General features: G+C 54.7%; 16 protein-coding genes and 1 other RNA gene. 13 read left to right on the top strand and 4 right to left on the bottom strand.

What is annotated here, in order from left to right; all coding sequences use genetic code 11:
* Positions 1–94: 94 nt before the first annotated feature.
* Positions 95–2,071: an ABC transporter substrate-binding protein gene (locus BXP70_RS17315; protein ID WP_086595366.1), complete on the bottom strand. Its 1,977-nt coding sequence runs from the start codon at positions 2,069–2,071 to the stop codon at positions 95–97.
* A 205-nt stretch (positions 2,072–2,276) separates the two neighbouring features.
* Between BXP70_RS17315 and BXP70_RS17320 the strand changes: the two genes are divergently transcribed.
* Positions 2,277–2,960 carry a DUF1361 domain-containing protein gene (locus BXP70_RS17320; protein WP_086595367.1) on the top strand — a complete coding sequence of 228 codons (684 nt, stop codon included), beginning with the start codon at positions 2,277–2,279 and terminating at the stop codon, positions 2,958–2,960.
* Between the two features lie 131 nt (positions 2,961–3,091).
* Positions 3,092–3,418, top strand: coding sequence for a DUF6686 family protein (locus tag BXP70_RS17325; protein ID WP_086595368.1), 327 nt, complete (start codon positions 3,092–3,094; stop codon positions 3,416–3,418).
* Positions 3,419–3,535: 117 nt separating this feature from the next.
* Here BXP70_RS17325 and guaA read toward each other — a convergent pair whose 3' ends face one another.
* Complete coding sequence (gene guaA, locus BXP70_RS17330; protein WP_086595369.1) at positions 3,536–5,068, bottom strand: glutamine-hydrolyzing GMP synthase; 1,533 nt, start codon at positions 5,066–5,068, stop codon at positions 3,536–3,538.
* A 348-nt stretch (positions 5,069–5,416) separates the two neighbouring features.
* On the opposite strand from guaA, the gene BXP70_RS17335 reads away from it, so the two are divergent.
* The 6 genes from BXP70_RS17335 (at position 5,417) to BXP70_RS17360 (ending at position 8,833) form a co-directional block, all read left to right on the top strand.
* The gene (locus BXP70_RS17335) at positions 5,417–5,791 is read left to right on the top strand and encodes a carboxypeptidase-like regulatory domain-containing protein (RefSeq protein WP_086595370.1); all 375 of its coding nucleotides are present in this window, start codon (positions 5,417–5,419) and stop codon (positions 5,789–5,791) included.
* Between the two features lie 145 nt (positions 5,792–5,936).
* Positions 5,937–6,033: signal recognition particle sRNA small type (gene ffs, locus BXP70_RS17340), an RNA gene on the top strand.
* Positions 6,034–6,124: 91 nt separating this feature from the next.
* Positions 6,125–6,781 (top strand): fructose-6-phosphate aldolase, encoded by a 657-nt coding sequence (fsa, locus tag BXP70_RS17345; RefSeq protein WP_086595371.1) that lies wholly within the window; start codon positions 6,125–6,127, stop codon positions 6,779–6,781.
* Between the two features lie 91 nt (positions 6,782–6,872).
* On the top strand, positions 6,873–7,076 hold the full coding sequence (locus BXP70_RS17350; RefSeq protein ID WP_086595372.1) for a fructose-6-phosphate aldolase: 204 nt from the start codon (positions 6,873–6,875) through the stop codon (positions 7,074–7,076).
* Between the two features lie 34 nt (positions 7,077–7,110).
* Positions 7,111–7,809: a cell division ATP-binding protein FtsE gene (locus BXP70_RS17355; RefSeq protein ID WP_086595373.1), complete on the top strand. Its 699-nt coding sequence runs from the start codon at positions 7,111–7,113 to the stop codon at positions 7,807–7,809.
* 100 nt (positions 7,810–7,909) lie between these two features.
* The gene (locus tag BXP70_RS17360) at positions 7,910–8,833 is read left to right on the top strand and encodes a glycosyltransferase family 2 protein (RefSeq protein WP_086595374.1); all 924 of its coding nucleotides are present in this window, start codon (positions 7,910–7,912) and stop codon (positions 8,831–8,833) included.
* A gap of 72 nt (positions 8,834–8,905) precedes the next feature.
* On the opposite strand, the gene BXP70_RS17365 is transcribed toward BXP70_RS17360, so the two are convergent.
* Positions 8,906–9,844 (bottom strand): DUF6565 domain-containing protein, encoded by a 939-nt coding sequence (locus tag BXP70_RS17365; protein WP_086595375.1) that lies wholly within the window; start codon positions 9,842–9,844, stop codon positions 8,906–8,908.
* Between the two features lie 159 nt (positions 9,845–10,003).
* On the opposite strand from BXP70_RS17365, the gene BXP70_RS17370 reads away from it, so the two are divergent.
* The 5 genes from BXP70_RS17370 (at position 10,004) to BXP70_RS17390 (ending at position 15,792) form a co-directional block, all read left to right on the top strand.
* On the top strand, positions 10,004–11,173 hold the full coding sequence (locus BXP70_RS17370; RefSeq protein WP_245849666.1) for a DegT/DnrJ/EryC1/StrS family aminotransferase: 1,170 nt from the start codon (positions 10,004–10,006) through the stop codon (positions 11,171–11,173).
* Entirely contained in the window at positions 11,170–12,309 is a 1,140-nt protein-coding gene (locus tag BXP70_RS17375) for a Gfo/Idh/MocA family protein (RefSeq protein ID WP_086595376.1), read from the top strand. Before BXP70_RS17370 ends, BXP70_RS17375 begins: the two co-directional genes overlap by 4 nt.
* A gap of 38 nt (positions 12,310–12,347) precedes the next feature.
* A complete protein-coding gene (locus BXP70_RS17380) occupies positions 12,348–13,094 on the top strand; it encodes an EcsC family protein (RefSeq protein WP_086595377.1) in 747 nt (248 codons plus the stop codon).
* Positions 13,095–13,296: 202 nt separating this feature from the next.
* Complete coding sequence (locus BXP70_RS17385; RefSeq protein ID WP_086595378.1) at positions 13,297–14,778, top strand: amino acid permease; 1,482 nt, start codon at positions 13,297–13,299, stop codon at positions 14,776–14,778.
* Between the two features lie 159 nt (positions 14,779–14,937).
* A complete protein-coding gene (locus BXP70_RS17390; RefSeq protein WP_179197730.1) occupies positions 14,938–15,792 on the top strand; it encodes a CPBP family intramembrane glutamic endopeptidase in 855 nt (284 codons plus the stop codon).
* Positions 15,793–15,885: 93 nt separating this feature from the next.
* Here the strand turns inward: BXP70_RS17390 and BXP70_RS17395 are convergent, their stop codons facing one another.
* Positions 15,886–17,364: a lipopolysaccharide biosynthesis protein gene (locus BXP70_RS17395; protein WP_086595380.1), complete on the bottom strand. Its 1,479-nt coding sequence runs from the start codon at positions 17,362–17,364 to the stop codon at positions 15,886–15,888.
* Positions 17,365–17,420: the final 56 nt, after the last annotated feature.

Genomic DNA, 17,420 nt, shown 5'->3' on the forward strand with positions numbered 1-17,420 from the left:
CCAGCTTCGCGTAGCGTTGAAGGATACTCGTTGCACACGCCAAAACGGGCATGTAGCACGAGGCGCGGAGCTGGAGCTTCCGCTACTACTAAACCTAGCGCAGGCCTACTGGGTTCAGTACTTCCAGCTCTAAGCGCGTTAACTTGGTGAATGGAACGTACTGGTTGTCGTGGGCGCCGGCCGGGTAGCCGATGCCTTGAAATACGGCCCCCGATACTGGCCCCGAAGCTGCTAGGTTCTGCTGAAAGGTTGGCCCGTACTGGTGCAGTTGCTGCCCAAAGTAATACAGCAGCTCGAAACCCGTAAAGGCGAATACGGAAGGGGGTAAGTGCTGCTGTTGCAAGTACAGCTGCCGAAAGCGACGCACCCCAGGCGCGCTGCGGTCCAGATACTTAGGGTGCATAAAATATACTTCCCGGTTATTGAGCTGGCCTAAGCTCACGCGCGGATTGTCGAGCCACGCGGCCGAAGCGATAAGGGGCACCCGGACACTCTGCGCTTGCATCTGCTTGAACACAAGCGGGCCAATCTTGCGGGCATCAGAAGCAATTACCAAGTGACCGGTCGTTCTAAAATCGACATCGGTGATGCTTGCTTCTAGGGCCTCATCCGAGCTAGCATCTAAGCGGCGAAGCACTTGTACCTTGCCACCTAGGGCTTCGTAGGCCGTTTTATACGCCTGAGCGAAAGCCGTTTCATCCTTGCTGTTGTCGTGCAGCACGATGGCCGTGCGGCTTGGGAACGTAGTAAGGGCAAACTGCGCTGCTTGCTTTGCTTGGGTGACGTAGCTAGGCTCGAAGAGGTAGTGCCAGCCGTTATCCAGTACCAAGTCGCCATCCTGCGAAAGCGGATTAATACAAACGATCTGTCGCTGCTGCGCGTAACGGGCCACAAGCTTGCTGCCCGACTTGTAGACTGGCCCAATAATCATGTCCATCGAAGCTAGCTCGGGCAAGGCCAGCACTTGCTTGAGCTGAAGCGTGTCGGCCCCGGTATCATAAGCAAAAAGCTGTACTGGGTGCCCTTCGCGCTGCAACGAGTCCTGGGCCAGGCGCAAACCCGCGTAAAGATCGACCACGAACTGGTTCTTGCGACGAGTTTCCCAGCTAGGGTCAGCAAACTCGAAGGGAAGGAGCACGGCCACATTGTAGCTGCTCTTTTTAACAGCGGTCGGCCGGGGCATATAGCGGGCCTTATCAAGATTATATTGCGAGATGAGCTGGCTAAGCTGCGCCTTATCGGCGTCGGTATACCAACCGTCATTGACGAGCTTGCCCGCGTACGTGCGTGCCACCGCGGCATCTTGGGGGTACTTCTGCACCAGCGTCTGAAACAGCACCTTGTCTTTAATGCGCGGCAGGTACGTGGCCTCCATAGCGGCCCGTTCCGCTTCGAGTTGGCCAGCCGGAATTTGACTGAGGACCTGCAACGCGTTGTCGGGTTCGCTCTGCTCAAACGATACTTGCGCTTGCAAGAACAGCGCGTCGCTTAGGCCGGGCCATTTAGAATATTCGTTGCGAAGTAAGTTGAGCATCTGCTCCGCCTCAGCCCATTTTTTTGCCCGACTAGCGGCTACGGCATATAGGTAAGCCGCTTCTGGGCCGCGCGCAAACTGCGCCGCTGGGGCCGTAATCGGTTGTAACTCCTGCATCGCTAGGTCGTAGCGGGCTTGCTCGATGAGCGTCTTGCCATTTTGATAGCGCATGCTCGGGTCGCTCGACCCCATATACTGTGGAAGCGGCGGCTGCGGTTTAACAGGCGGCGAAGCAGGTCTGCTAACGGTGATAACTTTCGGCGTTGCCAAAACGTTGGGGCTAGTCGTTGGCGTAGCCGTGGGGCGAGTAGTGCCCGTAGCGGGCGCTTTTGAAGTGGTTTTGGGAGCAGGTGTTGCAGAAGCCGGCATAGCGGAGCCAGCCGCAGGCTTGGTTGGTTTTGCCGTGGTGGGCGTAGGTGTAGCCTTCGTTGAGGTAGCGGCCGGTTTAGGCGTAGGTTGTTGGCCCAACGTGGGTGTAGTCAGTAGCCATAAGCTAAGAAGTCCGGTGGGTACGCAGATGCGGGAGAGGAGCCTCATAGAAGAGGAGAAAGATTGAATAAGAGCAAAAAAGTAAGCGACGCGAGGCGTGCGCTAGTTGGACTCGCAAAGGTACGCAGGAACGGCGGGGAAGATAGCCGACCAGATATTTATCCGTTACGTAGTATCTTGCTTAGTAGCAAGTCCAATCCTGTACGCGCATGCACCCTGACTTGATGCGTACGTTGGCCCAAACAGCTTTCTGATGTCCACTTCCTTGCCTTTAGTAGCTACCCGCCAGCGCCTGAGCCTGATGCTTGTGCTAGGTGCTTCGCTGGCCCTAAGCCTAGCGCTCATCACAGCCCGCGTGTTTGTCACGCACCGGCTCACGTTCGTATTTTTGCTCTGGAATCTGTTTCTGGCGCTTATTCCATTCGGTATTAGCACCATGCTCGGGGTGGCCGCTGGGCCGGTGCGTCGACGGTTGCTCTTGCCCGTTGGGGCCGTATGGTTGCTATTCTTCCCGAACGCTCCCTATATCCTTACCGACCTGTTTCACCTAGAGCCGCGCCCCGGCGTGCCATATTGGTACGACCTAGGGCTAATTCTGTCGTGCGCCTGGAATGGCTTAATGCTAGCGTACGCTTCTTTATTGGAGATGCAGCGCCTGGTTCAGCGCCGGCTCAATACCGCACTCGGCTGGGCTTTTGTAATGACGGCCCTGGTACTAAGCAGTTTCGGTATTTACCTAGGTCGCTACCTGCGCTGGAACAGCTGGGACGTGCTGACCAACCCGCTGATGCTCTTCTACGATATTCTTGATCGGGTGTTACATCCCTTCGCTTACCCGCGCACCTATGGCGTAACGGTGCTGTTTTCGGTGTTTCTGCTATTGGGCTACATCACCATTCGGCAGCTAGGCCGCATGAGCAACGACGACGGGAAATAGGTTTCGACACTTAACGTAGTTAGAAAAGCGAGAGTAACAGGTGAGTAGAGGCTTTATTTAAAATAATTCTAAATAAACTTTGCCGAAGTAAGTGGTCAACCTATCTTTGGGCATAACCCAAGGATATATTCATGGCCCAGTTCTTTCATCATAACGACTTTGGCTATTGCGCGCGATGCCCTCGTACGCAGCACTTGCACTTGTGCTTTGGCAACCTAGCCCTAGCAGCTACTCTAGATGATTTCTTTCTGTTTAAAGAGCATATCGGGGCCATTTACTACGAGCAGCACCTACTCCCAAAAGACCCTGAGGAACGATGCATCGCTGTGCGTACGCCCGCCCAGAAGATGGCGATGGTTTTCACGGCCATTGAATTAGCGCAGCTGTGGGAGATTCTGGAGAATACGGCCTTGCTGTTGGAAGTGGAAAAGATTCTGGCAGATAACGCGCAGAGGTGATAATAAAGCCCACAAATCAGTAAGTTCAAAACAAAAGGCCGCCCCGGAGTACCGGAGCGGCCTTGCGCATTCTATAAAGAGTAATCTTGCTTAGTTACTCCCTTATTAAGTTACTCTCTACTCCCACTCAATGGTTGCAGGGGGCTTCGAGCTGATGTCGTACACCACGCGGTTGATGCCGCGCACTTGGTTGATGATTTTGTTGGAAATATGCGCCAGGAACTCGTAGGGGAGGTGCGCCCAGTCGGCCGTCATACCATCAACGCTGGTGACGGCACGTAGGGCCACTACTTGCTCGTAGGTGCGCTCGTCACCCATCACGCCCACGCTATGGATCGGTAGTAGCATCACGCCCGCCTGCCATACTTGGTCGTAGAGGTCGTATTCGCGCAGGCCGTCGATAAAGATGGCGTCGGCTTTTTGGAGAATGTGCACCCGCTCTGGCGTGATATCGCCCAGAATGCGGATAGCGAGACCCGGTCCGGGGAAGGGGTGGCGGTGCAAGATGTTGTGCGGCAGACCGAGGGCATCGCCTACTTCGCGCACTTCATCTTTGAACAGTGCTCGTAGCGGCTCTACCACTTTTAGGTTCATCTTTTCCGGCAGGCCGCCCACGTTGTGGTGGCTCTTGATGGTCACGGCCGGCCCTTTCACCGAGACCGACTCAATCACATCGGGGTAAATAGTGCCTTGGGCAAGCCACCGAGCGCCGTCTACTTTGTGCGCCTCTCGGTCGAACACTTCAATAAAGGTGCGGCCAATGGCCTTGCGCTTCTGTTCCGGGTCAGTAAGACCAGCTAGGGCGGTGTAAAACTCCTGCGAAGCATCCACGCCGCGCACATTCAGACCTAGCACCTTATAGGCTTCTAATACGCCTTCGTACTCATCTTTGCGCAGCAGACCGTTGTCGACGAAGATGCCGTGCAGGCGCGGACCAATGGCGCGGTGCAGCAGCAACGCCGCTACGCTGGAATCAACGCCCCCCGACAGACCTAGGATCACCTGATCATCGGGACCAATGGTGTGTTGCAGCGAAGCTACCATCGAATCCACGAAGTGCTCGGGCGTCCAGTCCTGGTCGCAGCCACAAATATCCACCACGAAGTTGTGCATCAGTAGTTTGCCCTCCGTGGAGTGCGTCACCTCGGGGTGAAACTGAATGCCGAACGTGGGCTGTCCTTCAATTTCGTAGGCGGCCACCTGTACATCGGGCGTGCCGGCAATGGTTAGGAAGCCCTCGGGTAGCGTCTTAATCGTGTCGCCGTGCGACATCCATACCTGAGAGCCAGGCGTAAGACCGCGCAGCAACGGATGGTGCTGATTGATGTGGGTGAGGTGGGCCCGACCATATTCCCGGATGGTGGCGGGCAGCACATCGCCGCCACTCTGGTGGGCAAGCAGCTGGGCGCCGTAGCACACGCCCAGCACCGGCACCCGACCTAGGTAGGCACTCAAATCGGGGTTTGGAGATTCAGGGTCGCGCACCGAGCACGGGGAGCCAGAAAGCACCACGCCCCGGATATCCTCAGTGAGGGCCGGGGCGTGCGTGAAAGGATGAATCTCGCAGTAAACGTTCAGCTCCCGAATGCGTCGGGCAATGAGCTGCGTGTACTGGGAGCCGAAATCAAGAATCAGAATTTGTTGTGGCATGGGCAAAGGTAGGCAGGGGCGAGGCGTCACGCAAAATTTGCCGAAGTGCAAATGATGCGTTGCTTCTTGGGACAAGCTAGCTGACCCTAGCGGAAGCAACGCGTACTCTATCCAGTATCAAATAGTATTTATCTACTTTCTTACGTTCTACTATTCAGTCGCCTCATTTTGTGCAACATTTTTGCTACTCAGCAAGCTATCCTTAACCAATCAGCTTTAGTAGTGCTGCCAGAGAATAGGTTTTTTATTATATAAGTGAGGCGTAGTAACCCTACTTGTTGACGTACTTGCCCGTTCTACTGCCCGCCGAGTTTTCCCACTCATTCTTTCTTCACACAGTTTAGTAGCATGAAAACCGTTGTTTCCTATCTTATTATTCTATTCTGGTCATTTGTTGCCCTCACCGCCAAAGCGCAATCGGGGCAAGAGCCACGCGAAATAACAGGTACCGTGCTTAGCAACATGGGCCAGCCCCTGGCCGGAGCCTCCGTTATGGTAGTAGGTGAGAAAAATGGGGCAGCTAGTACTAATTCTGCTGGTGGTTTTGTACTCCGTACAGCTGCTGAAAAGCCGATGATTCATGTAAGCTATGCCGGTTACGAGGAAGATGAGCAACAGATGCTAGGTTCCGAGCCGCTTACCTTCAGCCTTACTCCCATCGATAAATACAAGAAGCAGCTCAAGAAACGTAGCAAAGCAGCACAGAAGGCCTGGAAGCACTAGCAGAGCACAGAAGGAGCGCGCAACTGCTCACCAAATAAAGGCATGTCAGCCAGCTAGATAGCTAATCGTACGTTCACAACGTAGCTAATTCCCGAAAAAACTGACGCTAATGCTGGTTTCGTAAGAAGCCTTTCCTATCTTTGCACCGGCGAATCAGTACGACCAGCTCCTGCTGAACTCCCCCAGGACCGGAAGGTAGCAAGGGTAGGTGGTTGAGCGGTGCGATATTGGTTCGCTTTTTTTTGCCCTTTCCGAAATGCCCCAAGGATAACTCCTGCCGCTTTGCCGGCAAAAGGTTAGCTTTGGGGCATTCTTTTTTTGACTCATTACCCAATGAAATTCTTCATCGACACCGCCAACCTCAAAGACATTCAGGAAGCCGTAGAGCTAGGAGTACTAGATGGCGTCACGACCAACCCCTCCTTAATGGCCAAAGAAGGCATTAAAGGCATGGACAATATCATGGCTCATTACCAACAGATTTGCGAGTTGGTAGATGGTGATGTGTCGGCGGAAGTAATTGGGACAGAGTATGAAGATATTATTCGTGAGGGCGAAATGTTTGCCGATCTGCACCCCAACATCGTCGTGAAAGTGCCCATGACCCGCGACGGGGTAAAGGCTATCAAGTATTTTTCGGAGAAGGGGATCAAGACCAACTGCACGCTCATCTTTTCGGCGGGTCAAGCCCTGCTAGCAGCGAAGGCCGGGGCAACGTACGTGTCGCCGTTCGTGGGCCGCTTGGATGATATCGGGGCCGATGGCTTACAGCTTATTCAGCAGATCGTCGATATCTTTAGTAACTACGGCTATTCAACGCAGGTGCTGGCGGCGTCAGTGCGCCACGTGCCGCACCTGATTCAGTGCGCGGAGCTTGGTGCAGATGTAGTTACCTGCCCGCTGAGCGTTATTACAGGCTTATTATATCATCCGCTGACGGATAAAGGCCTCGCGCAGTTCCTCGCCGATCATAAGAAAGTGAATGGCTAATTGCTTAGATAGCCGAATGGTTGATTGTTGGCTTTACTAACATGCCTCCCATTTAGTTATTCAACCATTCAGCCATTTAGTTATCCGACCCATGTACATCATCAAGGTAAAAGGCAAAGCCAAGATTCCGGATTACATTCAGCTGCGCGATGAAGCATTCGTGCTCATTGCCTATTTCCGCGCCGACCGGCCTCTGAAGGATTTGCACCGCTACGGGCTGGAAGGCAAAGAGACTGAGCTGGCGAATGTTATCAGCGGATTGGAATTTGGTAAACTGCAAAAGCTCGACGTATAGCGTCCAAGTCCTTTGCTGCTCTTTTTAACTGTGTATGCAACCCTCTGCCCCCGTTATTGAGCTTCACGATGCGTACGTGATGCAGGACGTGAATACTGTGCTGCAAAAAGTGAGCTTTGCCCTCGACAAAGGGGAGTTTGCTTATCTGGTAGGGCGTACGGGTTCGGGCAAAAGCTCATTGCTGAAAACGCTGTACGCCGATTTGCCGCTCGGGAGCGGAAGTGCTACAGTAGTTGGGTATGGCCTATCTAAGCTAGATACGACCAACGTGCCCTTTCTGCGGCGCAAGCTAGGTATCATTTTCCAGGACTTTCAGCTGCTATTTGATCGAAGCGTGGCTGAGAACCTGACGTTCGTACTCAAAGCTACAGGCTGGAAAGGACGGGCCAAGATTCAGCAGCGCATTTCGGAAGTGCTCATGCGTGTAGGACTAGCCGGTGCTGCCGCCAAAATGCCCCACCAACTCTCCGGTGGTGAGCAGCAGCGTGTCGTTATTGCCCGCGCGTTGTTGAATGAGCCGTTGCTTTTATTGGCCGACGAGCCCACCGGCAACCTCGACCCTGATGTGGCCGACAGCATCATGCGGCTCTTTGTTGAAATTAACAATGCTGGAACGGCCGTGCTGATGGCGACGCATAATTATCAGATCATCAAACAGTACCCCAAGCGAGTATTGCAGTGCAAAGAGGGCCAATTACTCGACTCGACGCGCATTGGGATAGAATTAAGTTAAGACTAGACTAGGGAAAAGCTGTACTTTTCTTAGCTTTCGCCCCGGAACGTTGGTGGCTTGATCCATCGCACATCATTCACTGTTAATTATTACCCGCAAAATGCCTGGCCTATCCATCCTGATTCCGGTCTATAACCGCGACGTGAGGAAGCTAGTGCAAACATTGCAGGCGCAGTTGGCGGAGTGGGACGGGCCAGTAGAAATCATTTGCCTCGATGACGAATCGGAAGAAGCTACGCGGGAGCTGAATCGTTCGGTAGCAGGCTTACCTGGCGTACAGTACGAAGAACTACCACGCAATATTGGTCGGGCCGCTATTCGCAACCGTTTGGCGGCGCGGGCGCAATACCCGTGGCTGCTCTTGCTGGATAACAATGTACAACTACCGGAAACTGGCTTTCTGGCCCGCTATGCTGCGGCCCTCGATCAGGCTCCGGTGCTGGTAGGTGGGAGTACGTACGAGCCATTTGCCCCCACCCAACTACCATTTATTCTCCGCTGGTGTTACGGCCGTAAGCGGGAAGCGCGCCCAGCCGTTTTCCGTCAGAAGAGGCCTTATGCCAATTTCAATCTAAAAAATGTGTTGCTTCGCGCCGAAGTTTTGCGCCAGCACCCACTGGATGAGCACCTAACGGGCTATGGCCATGAGGATACCCGCTTTGGGTGGGACCTAGAAGCCGCTCATATTCCGGTAGCTCACATCGATAATCCGGTGTTGCACAATATGTTGGAGTCGGCCGAGGTATTTCTGCAAAAAACGCAGGAAGGCGTACGCAACCTAGCATGGCTTTATCAACACGAGGGATTGGGCGCAAACAAAACCAAACTACTACGCACGGCGCTGTTGTTGCAACGGGTGGGCCTTGATAGCGCAATACGTGCGGCCTTACGCCTGCGTGAGCCGCATATGCGGCAAAACCTGCTTTCGCCTACCCCAAAGCTAGGTCGGCTTGACCGATTGAAGCTGTATTGGCTCCTGACCGAGCTAGCTAGCCCAGCGAAAAGTCAATTAAAAAAGCCCTAGAAGCAGCTCTTCGTAAAGAACTGTCTCTAGGGCATTTTTCAGACTCGCGGATGCAAGACTAGGAGGGGAGGGCTACTCGTTCTTGTCGCCTTTCACTTCTTCCTTCACGTCCTTAAAGGCTCCTTTCACGGCGCCGCCTACTTTTTTGCCTACTTTCTCGGCGCCCTGCGCGACGTTTTTAGCGGCATTGCCGACATCTTTGCCAGTGTTCTTGGCCGACTGTTTTAGCTCTACGCCACCGCCTTTGGCTTTTGCTTCGGCTTTGTCACCCGTTACTAGGTCGCCTACTTGCGAGCCCCGGGCTTCGGCTTTGTCAAACGATTTGAAGGCAGCGTATTTCAGCTTCTCTTTCGTGATTTCTGCTTTGTCGGAGCCGCTTACGTTGGCTTTTACCTGATCGTACTTGGCGTCCATAGCGCGCCATTCGGCGTTGATGTTGCGCCAGTCGTCAATGTCGTAGCGGTCTTCATTTTGCTTTATCCGCTGTACAAACGCTTCGTAAGTGGTACGGGCATTGGCGGCCGTCATCGCAGCGGCAGGGCTGAGGGGTTTATAGTATTTACCTAGCTTGCTTGGGGCACTGCTCGTGGCGGTAGCACTGGTAGAAGCAGTGGTAGTGCTGAGGGTAGTAGTATCAGCGCCGGCCCGGCTGTTCCAAGCTTGCTCGCGAGCGTCGTAGGCTGTGGTGTAACGGGCCCGGAGCTGCTCGATTTCAGCGCGCCGGGCATCATCGTATTTGTCAGCATCCCGGTCGATAGCCGCTACTGCCGAATCGTAATCCGCTTTGAGCTTGGCTGTTTGTTGGTCGTACTCTTCTTGCGTTTCGTTGGCTACATCCTTGGCGCCGGACTCGGTGTTGGCAACAAACGTTTTGAAGTTGTTGTAGGCCTGGTCGGTTTCCTGGGCCGCTTCTTTTTTATCTGCTTGTGAGCAGCTAGTCTGAGAAAGAGAAACACCACCGACTGCCAAAGCGAGCGTTAGGGCGTTAATGGTTAGAATCTTTTTTAACATGTTGGTAGGGTGTGAAAAGTGCAGGAATAAAGAGTATATCGGGGGTAAACCTTTGATTCACTTAACGCAAGCTTTTGCCGCCTGGTTGCGGTCTGCCTAGATTGAGGTAGATAGAACGCGGTTTCTATCTTTGGCACGCATCCTCTAGCACTTATCCACTTGTCCTTACCTTCGACGCCTCCAGCCCCCATCCGGCTGCTGGACCTAGCTGCGCAGCACGCAGCTATTCAGCCCGAACTCGACGCCGCGCTCCAGACCGTTCTGGCGGAAGCAGCTTTCATTCAGGGCGCTGAGGTTGAGCGCTTTGCTTTAGAATTAGGCGCCTACCTAGGTGAGGCGCACGTGGTGCCCTGCGGCAATGGCACCGATGCCCTACAGCTAGCCCTAATGAGCTTGAACCTAGCTCCAGGCAGCGAAGTGATACTACCCGCCTTTACTTACATTGCCACCGCGGAGGCCGTTGCTATCCTCGGCTTGCGCCCGGTAGTGGTCGATGTGCAAGCAGCTACCTTTGGCCTCGATCCGGCGGCTGTGGAAGCGGCCATCACGCCCCGCACGGGTGCCATTATCGTCGTGCATTTATTTGGGCAATGTGCTGACCTTGACTTGTTAGCGCAAGTAGCCAACAGGTATAACGTGGCGCTCATAGAAGACAACGCCCAGGCTATTGGGGCTACGTATCAGTTTGAGGATGGCACTGAGCGCTACGCCGGTACGGTGGGGGTGGTGGGAACTACGTCGTTTTTCCCTTCCAAAAACCTAGGTGCGCTTGGTGATGGTGGGGCTTTGCTCACGCGCGACGCCCGACGAGCCACCTATTTGCGTCAGCTTGCCAACCACGGCCAAACCCGCAAATACCACCACGAATACATTGGCCTCAACTCGCGCCTAGATACGCTGCAAGCGGCTTTGCTACGCGTAAAACTGCGTTATCTGGCCAGCTGGACCACCGCCCGGCAGCGCGTAGCCGCCTACTATGATGCTGCGCTACAAGCCACGCCCGCACTGCAAATTCCGGCGCGTGACCCACGCAGCAGTCACGTTTTTCACCAGTACACGCTCACCTTATCTAGCGCCCAGCAGCGCGACTTACTTCAGCAGCATCTACAGCACCACGGTGTACCGAGTGTGGTCTATTATCCGGTGCCCACGCACTTGCAGCCCGCCTACCAATACTTAGGGTATGCGGCCGGACAGTTTCCGGTGGCTGAGCGCTTGTGTACTACCGTGTTATCCTTGCCTATTCATCCTACTCTTACCTCGGCGCAACTTGAGTACATTGCGGAAGTAGTTCGCGCATTTTTCGTGGTACCTTCCCCTTCCGCATGAGCCAACAGCCTCCTTTCATTTCCCTCGCCAAACTCAAACCTCTGCAAGATGCGGTGGCAGCCGCTAGGCTAGGTCTCGAAAAAGTAGCCGAACACCCAACGCCAGCTACTCCGGCGCCCACTGGCACTGTGCGCTTCGTCATTTGTGGGGTAGGGCACATTGGGCGCCGCCATGCTACGCTGGTTTCGCGCCAAGCGGGTGCTCAGTTAGTTGCGCTGATCGATACGCGCACCGAGCTGAAAACTGCGCTCGAAGCCGAGTACGGGGTGCCGTTTTTCGCCTCCCTCGACGAGTACCTAGCGAAAGGTCCAGCCGCCGACGTACTCACTGTCGCAACCCCGAACTACCTGCATGCTTCGCAGGCCGTTGCCGGGCTGCAACATGGATTGCACGTAGTTGTGGAGAAGCCAATGGCCTTGCACACGGCTGATGCGGAGGCTATCGTGCGGGCGGCCGAGCAGGCCGGGCGCTGTGCATTTGGGGTGATGCAAAACCGTTACTCGCCGCCGGCTGCATGGCTCAAGCAGCTCTACGACGCGGGCAAGCTAGGTCAGATTTATTTGGTGCAGATTAATTGCTTCTGGAACCGCGACGCCCGCTACTACCAACCTAGCCCCTGGAAAGGCACCCTCGCCCAGGATGGCGGTACGCTCTTTACCCAGTTCAGTCACTTCGTCGATTTGCTGTACTGGGTTTTCGGCGATATCACCAACATCGCGGCCCGCTTCCGCGACTTCAACCACCAAGGGGTCATCGAGTTTGAGGATAGCGGCCTTGTCACGTTTGACTTGGTGCGCGGCGGCAGCGGCACCTTGCAGTATAGCACTGCCGTATGGGACCGGAACCTAGAAAGCAGCCTTACGGTAGTTGCCGAACACGGCAGCCTGCGCATTGGTGGTCAGTACATGGACCAAGTAGAGTACTGCCACCTGCGCGACTACACCATGCCCGAGCTAGCTCCCACGAACCCCGCCAACGATTATGGTGCCTACCAGGGCAGCGCTGCCAATCATGTGCAAGTAATTGAGAATGTAGTTGATACTGTGCGGGAGCGATGCTCGGCTACCACCAACGCCTCGGAAGGGTTGAAAGTAGTGGAGATTATCGAGCGGATTTATCAATTGAAAACCAGCTAGCCTAGCCGGCCCCAAACCGTCGTCTTACTCTTCCGCTCATGAGTCCTTACGAACAGCAAGCTGCTGAAGAATTGCAAACCTGGCAGCGCAAGATGCAGCAGCGCCCGTCGATTCTGGACCGGGTAGCACGCCGGGTGCAAGCGCGCCTTAACGCGTTGCTGCCCGAGAAGCTCCACGCGGCCATCACGACTGCCATCAAGCAGATGGTGCGCGGAGTGCTGTTCGGCTCCATGCACACCACCCGCAAGCCTCTGCTGGCAGCTAGCCTAGAAGCGCGCGAAACTGCCGTGCGTGCCCACGTACGCGATTACCGCACCATGGCCGCCGCCGAAGGAGCCGTGACGGGCGCCGGCGGCTTTCTGTTTGGCCTAGCAGACTTTCCATTGCTGCTGGGACTCAAGCTGAAGCTGCTCTTCGACCTTGCCGCGCTCTACGGCTACGACGTGAAAGATTACACGGAGCGCCTGTACCTGCTGCACGTGTTTCAGCTGGCTTTCAGCAGCCAGCACACCCGCAACGAGGTGTACCGCCAACTCGCCGATTGGGAAGCTTACCGCCACACCCTACCCGCCGACGTGCACGAATTCGACTGGCGCACCTTCCAGCAAGAGTACCGCGACTACATCGACCTAGCTAAGCTAGCGCAACTGGTGCCCGTGATCGGCGCGGCCGTTGGGGCCGTCGCTAATTATCGGCTCATTGAGCAGCTTGGTAATACCGCGATGAATTGCTACCGCATGCGGTGGCAGCATGCTACGCCGCAGCTGTTAGCTGCTGGTGAGTAGCTTCTCAACCTAGGTGCATCGCCCACGTCTGAGCTAGGCGTAAAGGAGGCAGGAAGTGGCTGCGCAGGAAATCGAACAGTAATTCTTTCCAACAACTCCAGGTACTTTGTGGTTGCTGGCTACTCCCTAGCACTCGTCTGGCCGTAAGAAGCACATTCGGGCCTTTGCCAGGCTTGCTGATGATCTATTTTTACTCTGAACCATGCTCAAAAAATCACTCGACCTGCTCCAGCGGGAGGCGGCCGAAACAGGAAAGAACACCTTAAAGCGCAGCCTCGGCGGCTTCAATCTTATTGCCATCGGCATTGGCGTTATCATCGGGGCAGGGCTGTTTTCGCTCACGGGTATTGCTGCTGCTAATCACGCCGGACCGGCTGTTACACTATCTTTTGTGGTAGCGGCGGTAGGCTGCGCGTTTTCGGCCTTATGTTACGCTGAGTTTGCCTCGATGGTGCCGGTAGCTGGGTCGGCGTACACTTACGCCTATGCCACCTTAGGAGAACTATTTGCCTGGATTATTGGGTGGGATTTAGTGCTTGAATATTCGGTGGGAGCGGCCACAGTCGCTATTAGCTGGTCGCAATATTTGGTGCGCTTTCTGAGCAAATACGACTTGCATATTCCGCCGCAGCTCGTGGCGTCGCCGTTCGAAACAATCACGCTGGCGAGCGGAGCCCAGGTCACGGGCTTTGTCAACCTGCCCGCTATTCTGGTGGTGCTGGCTATCACGGCCATCATCATTAGGGGTACGCAAGGGTCGGCTGTTTTCAATGCTATTGTTGTGGCTCTGAAGGTGTTGGTGGTGTTGGTGTTTATTTCCCTAGGGTGGAAATACATTGATCCAGCTAACTATCACCCTTATATTCCGGCCAATACGGGCAACTTCGGCGAGTTTGGCTGGAGCGGTATTCTGCGCGGAGCAGGAGTGGTGTTCTTCGTATTTATTGGCTTTGACATTGTGGCCACCATGGCGCAGGAAACCAAGAACCCGCAGCGCAACATGCCTATCGGCATTATCGGGTCGCTGGTAGTGTGCACGGTGCTTTTCGTGCTGTTTGGGTACGTGATGACGGGGTTGGCCAACTACACGGAGTTCAAAAACAGCGCCGCGCCGGTTGCCATTGCTATTGAGAAAACGCCGTACGCCTGGCTCAGCTCCGCTATCATTGTTGCCATTCTGATCGGTTACACGTCGGTAATTTTAGTCGACTTGCTAGGGCAGAGCCGCGTGTTCTTTACCATGTCGCGCGACGGGCTATTGCCGGGCGTGTTCTCGCAGCTGCACCCGCGCTTCCAGACGCCACACAAGTCAAATCTGCTACTGGGCGTATTTATCAGCTTGTTCGCGGGCCTCGTGCCGATCAGCGTGGTCGGCGAAATGACGAGCATCGGTACGTTGCTCGCTTTCGTGATGGTGTGCGTCGGCATCCTCATTTTGCGTAAGCGCGAGCCTAACACGCCGCGGCCGTTTCGCACGCCCTGGGTGCCGGTGGTGCCCATCCTCGGTATTCTCACCTGTCTGGTGATGATGGTGTCGTTGCCAAAAGACACTTGGATTCGGCTGTTTGTGTGGTTGGCTATTGGGCTGGTTATTTACTTCGCCTACGGCAAGAAACACAGCAAGCTAGGGTTGGGGCAGCAGGCCGATGCTTCTATAGAGCCGCAGGGCACACAGGTACAGTAGCTTAGCACGTGCGCGCTTAGGTCTAGCTAGGTTTGTAATCTGAATCTTCGAACGACCAAATTATAAACCTAGCTACACACAGAACAGCGTATGAAAGCTGTTGCCGTTCAGGTAGTTTTAGAGCCTGTAGTTTCTATTCCTACTACCTCTCCGTACCTGATGGAACAATCTATACTTGACTCGGAAACGCAAGAGCCGGAACCCAAGACTTACGCGTACCCGACTGTTGCAGAAAGTTGGGGAGCTCTAGGGTGGTTTCTACTGATGTCCCTTGTGGTGGGCATTGTGGCCGTGCCGCTATTCTTGCATGATTCGCCAACGCGTCGTATGATCACGCTGGTATCAGTCAGCGAGTTATCAAAAGTACTTGCGCTGGTTTTTCTGCTTTGGAAAGTGCCCGCAGTGCGCCGTGTTCGGTTGCGCCTACTGGCTTCCCGCGAGCTGCCAATTGTGTATATGCTGCTGCCAGTACTGGTGCTAGCTCAACTCGTGTTGCGGACGTTGGTAGTCTTTCTGCCCTTGCCCGACTGGACAAACAAGATGCTAACAGAGCTGCATCAATGGCCGGTGCTTTCCTTCGTAGTGGTTTGCATTACGGCTCCTATTTTAGAAGAACTGTTCTTTCGGGGACTGCTATTATCAGGCTTGTTGAAGAACTACAGTCCTCGCAAATCCATTATTCAGTCTAGCTTACTGTTCGGTATTATTCATCTCTACCCCATGCACGCTGTATCGGCTATGGTATTGGGTTTGTTTTTGGGCTGGCTATATTATCGCACTCAGTCGTTGGGTGCGTGCATTGTTGCGCACTCCCTGAACAATATGATAGGCTGGACCTTGATGCAGCAACCCCCTAATGCGCTAAATGAAAGCAAAGCGGAAATGCTCCGGCAACTACCCCCGCCATTGCAATTGACGTTGTTGCTGCTTGCTGCGGCGGTGCTTTTCGTTGTTGCGTGCCGTCGGGTGCAGCAAGCAACAGAACCTACTAAGCTAATTGAGTCGAATTTATAGTATCTGTCTGTGAAGCAGGTACCTGGGAAAGGGCCCTAGCAGTGTGGATGCTGCAGAGTACAAATCCGGCCGAATAACGCGTGGAGCTGACTTTTAAGATCTTAGCTTACGAGCTAGGTTCTGCACCAAGCCATTCACCTCTGGCACGGCACGCGTAAGTAGCAGCAAAACGCCATACACCGCCGTTAGCACCACTGAGCGGATTAGCATAGTCAGAAGCAGGGAGTGTAGCAGCGGTACTAGCCACGCCGCTAGGGCAGCGGCGGCGGCAATGCCCAACACCAGCGGAATACGCCAAGTGAATGGTTGCAACCGGTAGCTGTACCACACAAACCACGTGCGGGCCACGTTGATACTCACCTGCGCAATAACCGCCGCCACGGCCGCCCCGCTGATGCCTAGCTTTGGGATGAGTATCCAGTTCAGGGCTACGGTTAAAATAGATAGGGAAGTATTGAAAATGAGATCGTAACGGTAGCGCGGTGAGGTAACAACGATGAGGCCATTCACGCCCGTAATGCTGTCGAAGAGGCGGCTACCCAAGAGCAACAAGACCACGAAAGCGCCCTCCGCGTAGCGCGTTTTCATCAGTGAATAGATGAAATCTATGTTCAACCCAATGCCTAACGCTAGGTAGCAACCGATTGCCGTGTTCAGCAGCGTCGTGCGACGGTAGAAGTCGGCCATGCGGGGCAGGTCCTGCTGCTTCCAGTAGTCGGCCAGCAGCGGAAAAGCAATCTTATTGAGCGAGCGAGCCGGAATAGCTAGCGCCGTGCTAATATTAGCCGCCACCCCATAAATGCCTGCTGCCGTTAGGTTTACTTGCGCCCCAACCATTAGCATGTCGATGTTCATGATGATGGTACCGGAGAGCGTCCCGAGCAAGGTAAAACCGCCCATGCTCAGTAGCTCGCGTAAGGGTTTGATCTGCAAAGCCGCCCGCGTTGGGCGTAGGTGAAGCTCCTTGAGGTAAGCTAGGTAGCCCGTTAGTAGCAGCGAAATGGTGCCATTGACGCCTACATACCACACCACGTAGCCACTAAATGGCAGGACTCCGCACGCGTATAGCAACGCCCCAGCGACGATGAGGAGCCGTTGCAAAATGTCTTGAATGAAAGAGGAAACCGCCGTGTGGTACAAGCCTTTGAGATAGGCATCTTGCAACGAATACAGCAGCATGAACAACGCTAGCACCGCGCCCCAGGCGTAGTACGGTTGTAGTAAGGTCGCATCGTCGGCGTACCAGTGCAGCATCAGCGGCTCGCCCACAAAGTACAGCGCCGTCACGACTACGAAGCCGAGCAACGGCACGCCCAACAGCAGTGGCAGGAACCCGTGGTGCCGCGCCTCCGGGTTGCGGAAATAGGGGAAGAACCGGATGCCCACGCTCGCAAACCCAAAAGCAGCAACCTGCGCGTAGAGCGTGGCAATGGAACTCAGCGTGCCCGTGAGACCTAGCTGCTGCGGCTCCAGAAAGTTCGGCAGCACCAGGGCCGTATTCACGAAACCTAGCCCTAGGCCGATGTAGGAAATGATAGTATTACGCAGCCCTTGCCGCTGAACGATGCCCAAGTCGGTGAAATGGTGAGTAGTGAAATGGTGAGCAACTTAGGGCATCTCCGTTGGTA

The sequence above is a fragment of the Hymenobacter crusticola genome (genome assembly GCF_002154225.1).
Classification (GTDB): Bacteria; Bacteroidota; Bacteroidia; order Cytophagales; family Hymenobacteraceae; genus Hymenobacter; species Hymenobacter crusticola.

Bases quoted from the DNA above. Each gene is read 5' to 3' on its own strand.
- BXP70_RS17365 (WP_086595375.1), bottom strand. From the start codon at position 9,844: ATGTTAAAAAAGATTCTAACCATTAACGCCCTAACGCTCGCTTTGGCA.
- BXP70_RS17335 (WP_086595370.1), top strand. From the start codon at position 5,417: ATGAAAACCGTTGTTTCCTATCTTATTATTCTATTCTGGTCATTTGTT.
- BXP70_RS17355 (WP_086595373.1), top strand. From the start codon at position 7,111: ATGCAACCCTCTGCCCCCGTTATTGAGCTTCACGATGCGTACGTGATG.
- BXP70_RS17360 (WP_086595374.1), top strand. From the start codon at position 7,910: ATGCCTGGCCTATCCATCCTGATTCCGGTCTATAACCGCGACGTGAGG.
- BXP70_RS17315 (WP_086595366.1), bottom strand. From the start codon at position 2,071: ATGAGGCTCCTCTCCCGCATCTGCGTACCCACCGGACTTCTTAGCTTA.
- BXP70_RS17390 (WP_179197730.1), top strand. From the start codon at position 14,938: ATGGAACAATCTATACTTGACTCGGAAACGCAAGAGCCGGAACCCAAG.
- BXP70_RS17325 (WP_086595368.1), top strand. From the start codon at position 3,092: ATGGCCCAGTTCTTTCATCATAACGACTTTGGCTATTGCGCGCGATGC.
- BXP70_RS17350 (WP_086595372.1), top strand. From the start codon at position 6,873: ATGTACATCATCAAGGTAAAAGGCAAAGCCAAGATTCCGGATTACATT.
- guaA (WP_086595369.1), bottom strand. From the start codon at position 5,068: ATGCCACAACAAATTCTGATTCTTGATTTCGGCTCCCAGTACACGCAG.
- BXP70_RS17375 (WP_086595376.1), top strand. From the start codon at position 11,170: ATGAGCCAACAGCCTCCTTTCATTTCCCTCGCCAAACTCAAACCTCTG.
- BXP70_RS17380 (WP_086595377.1), top strand. From the start codon at position 12,348: ATGAGTCCTTACGAACAGCAAGCTGCTGAAGAATTGCAAACCTGGCAG.
- BXP70_RS17385 (WP_086595378.1), top strand. From the start codon at position 13,297: ATGCTCAAAAAATCACTCGACCTGCTCCAGCGGGAGGCGGCCGAAACA.
- BXP70_RS17320 (WP_086595367.1), top strand. From the start codon at position 2,277: ATGTCCACTTCCTTGCCTTTAGTAGCTACCCGCCAGCGCCTGAGCCTG.
- fsa (WP_086595371.1), top strand. From the start codon at position 6,125: ATGAAATTCTTCATCGACACCGCCAACCTCAAAGACATTCAGGAAGCC.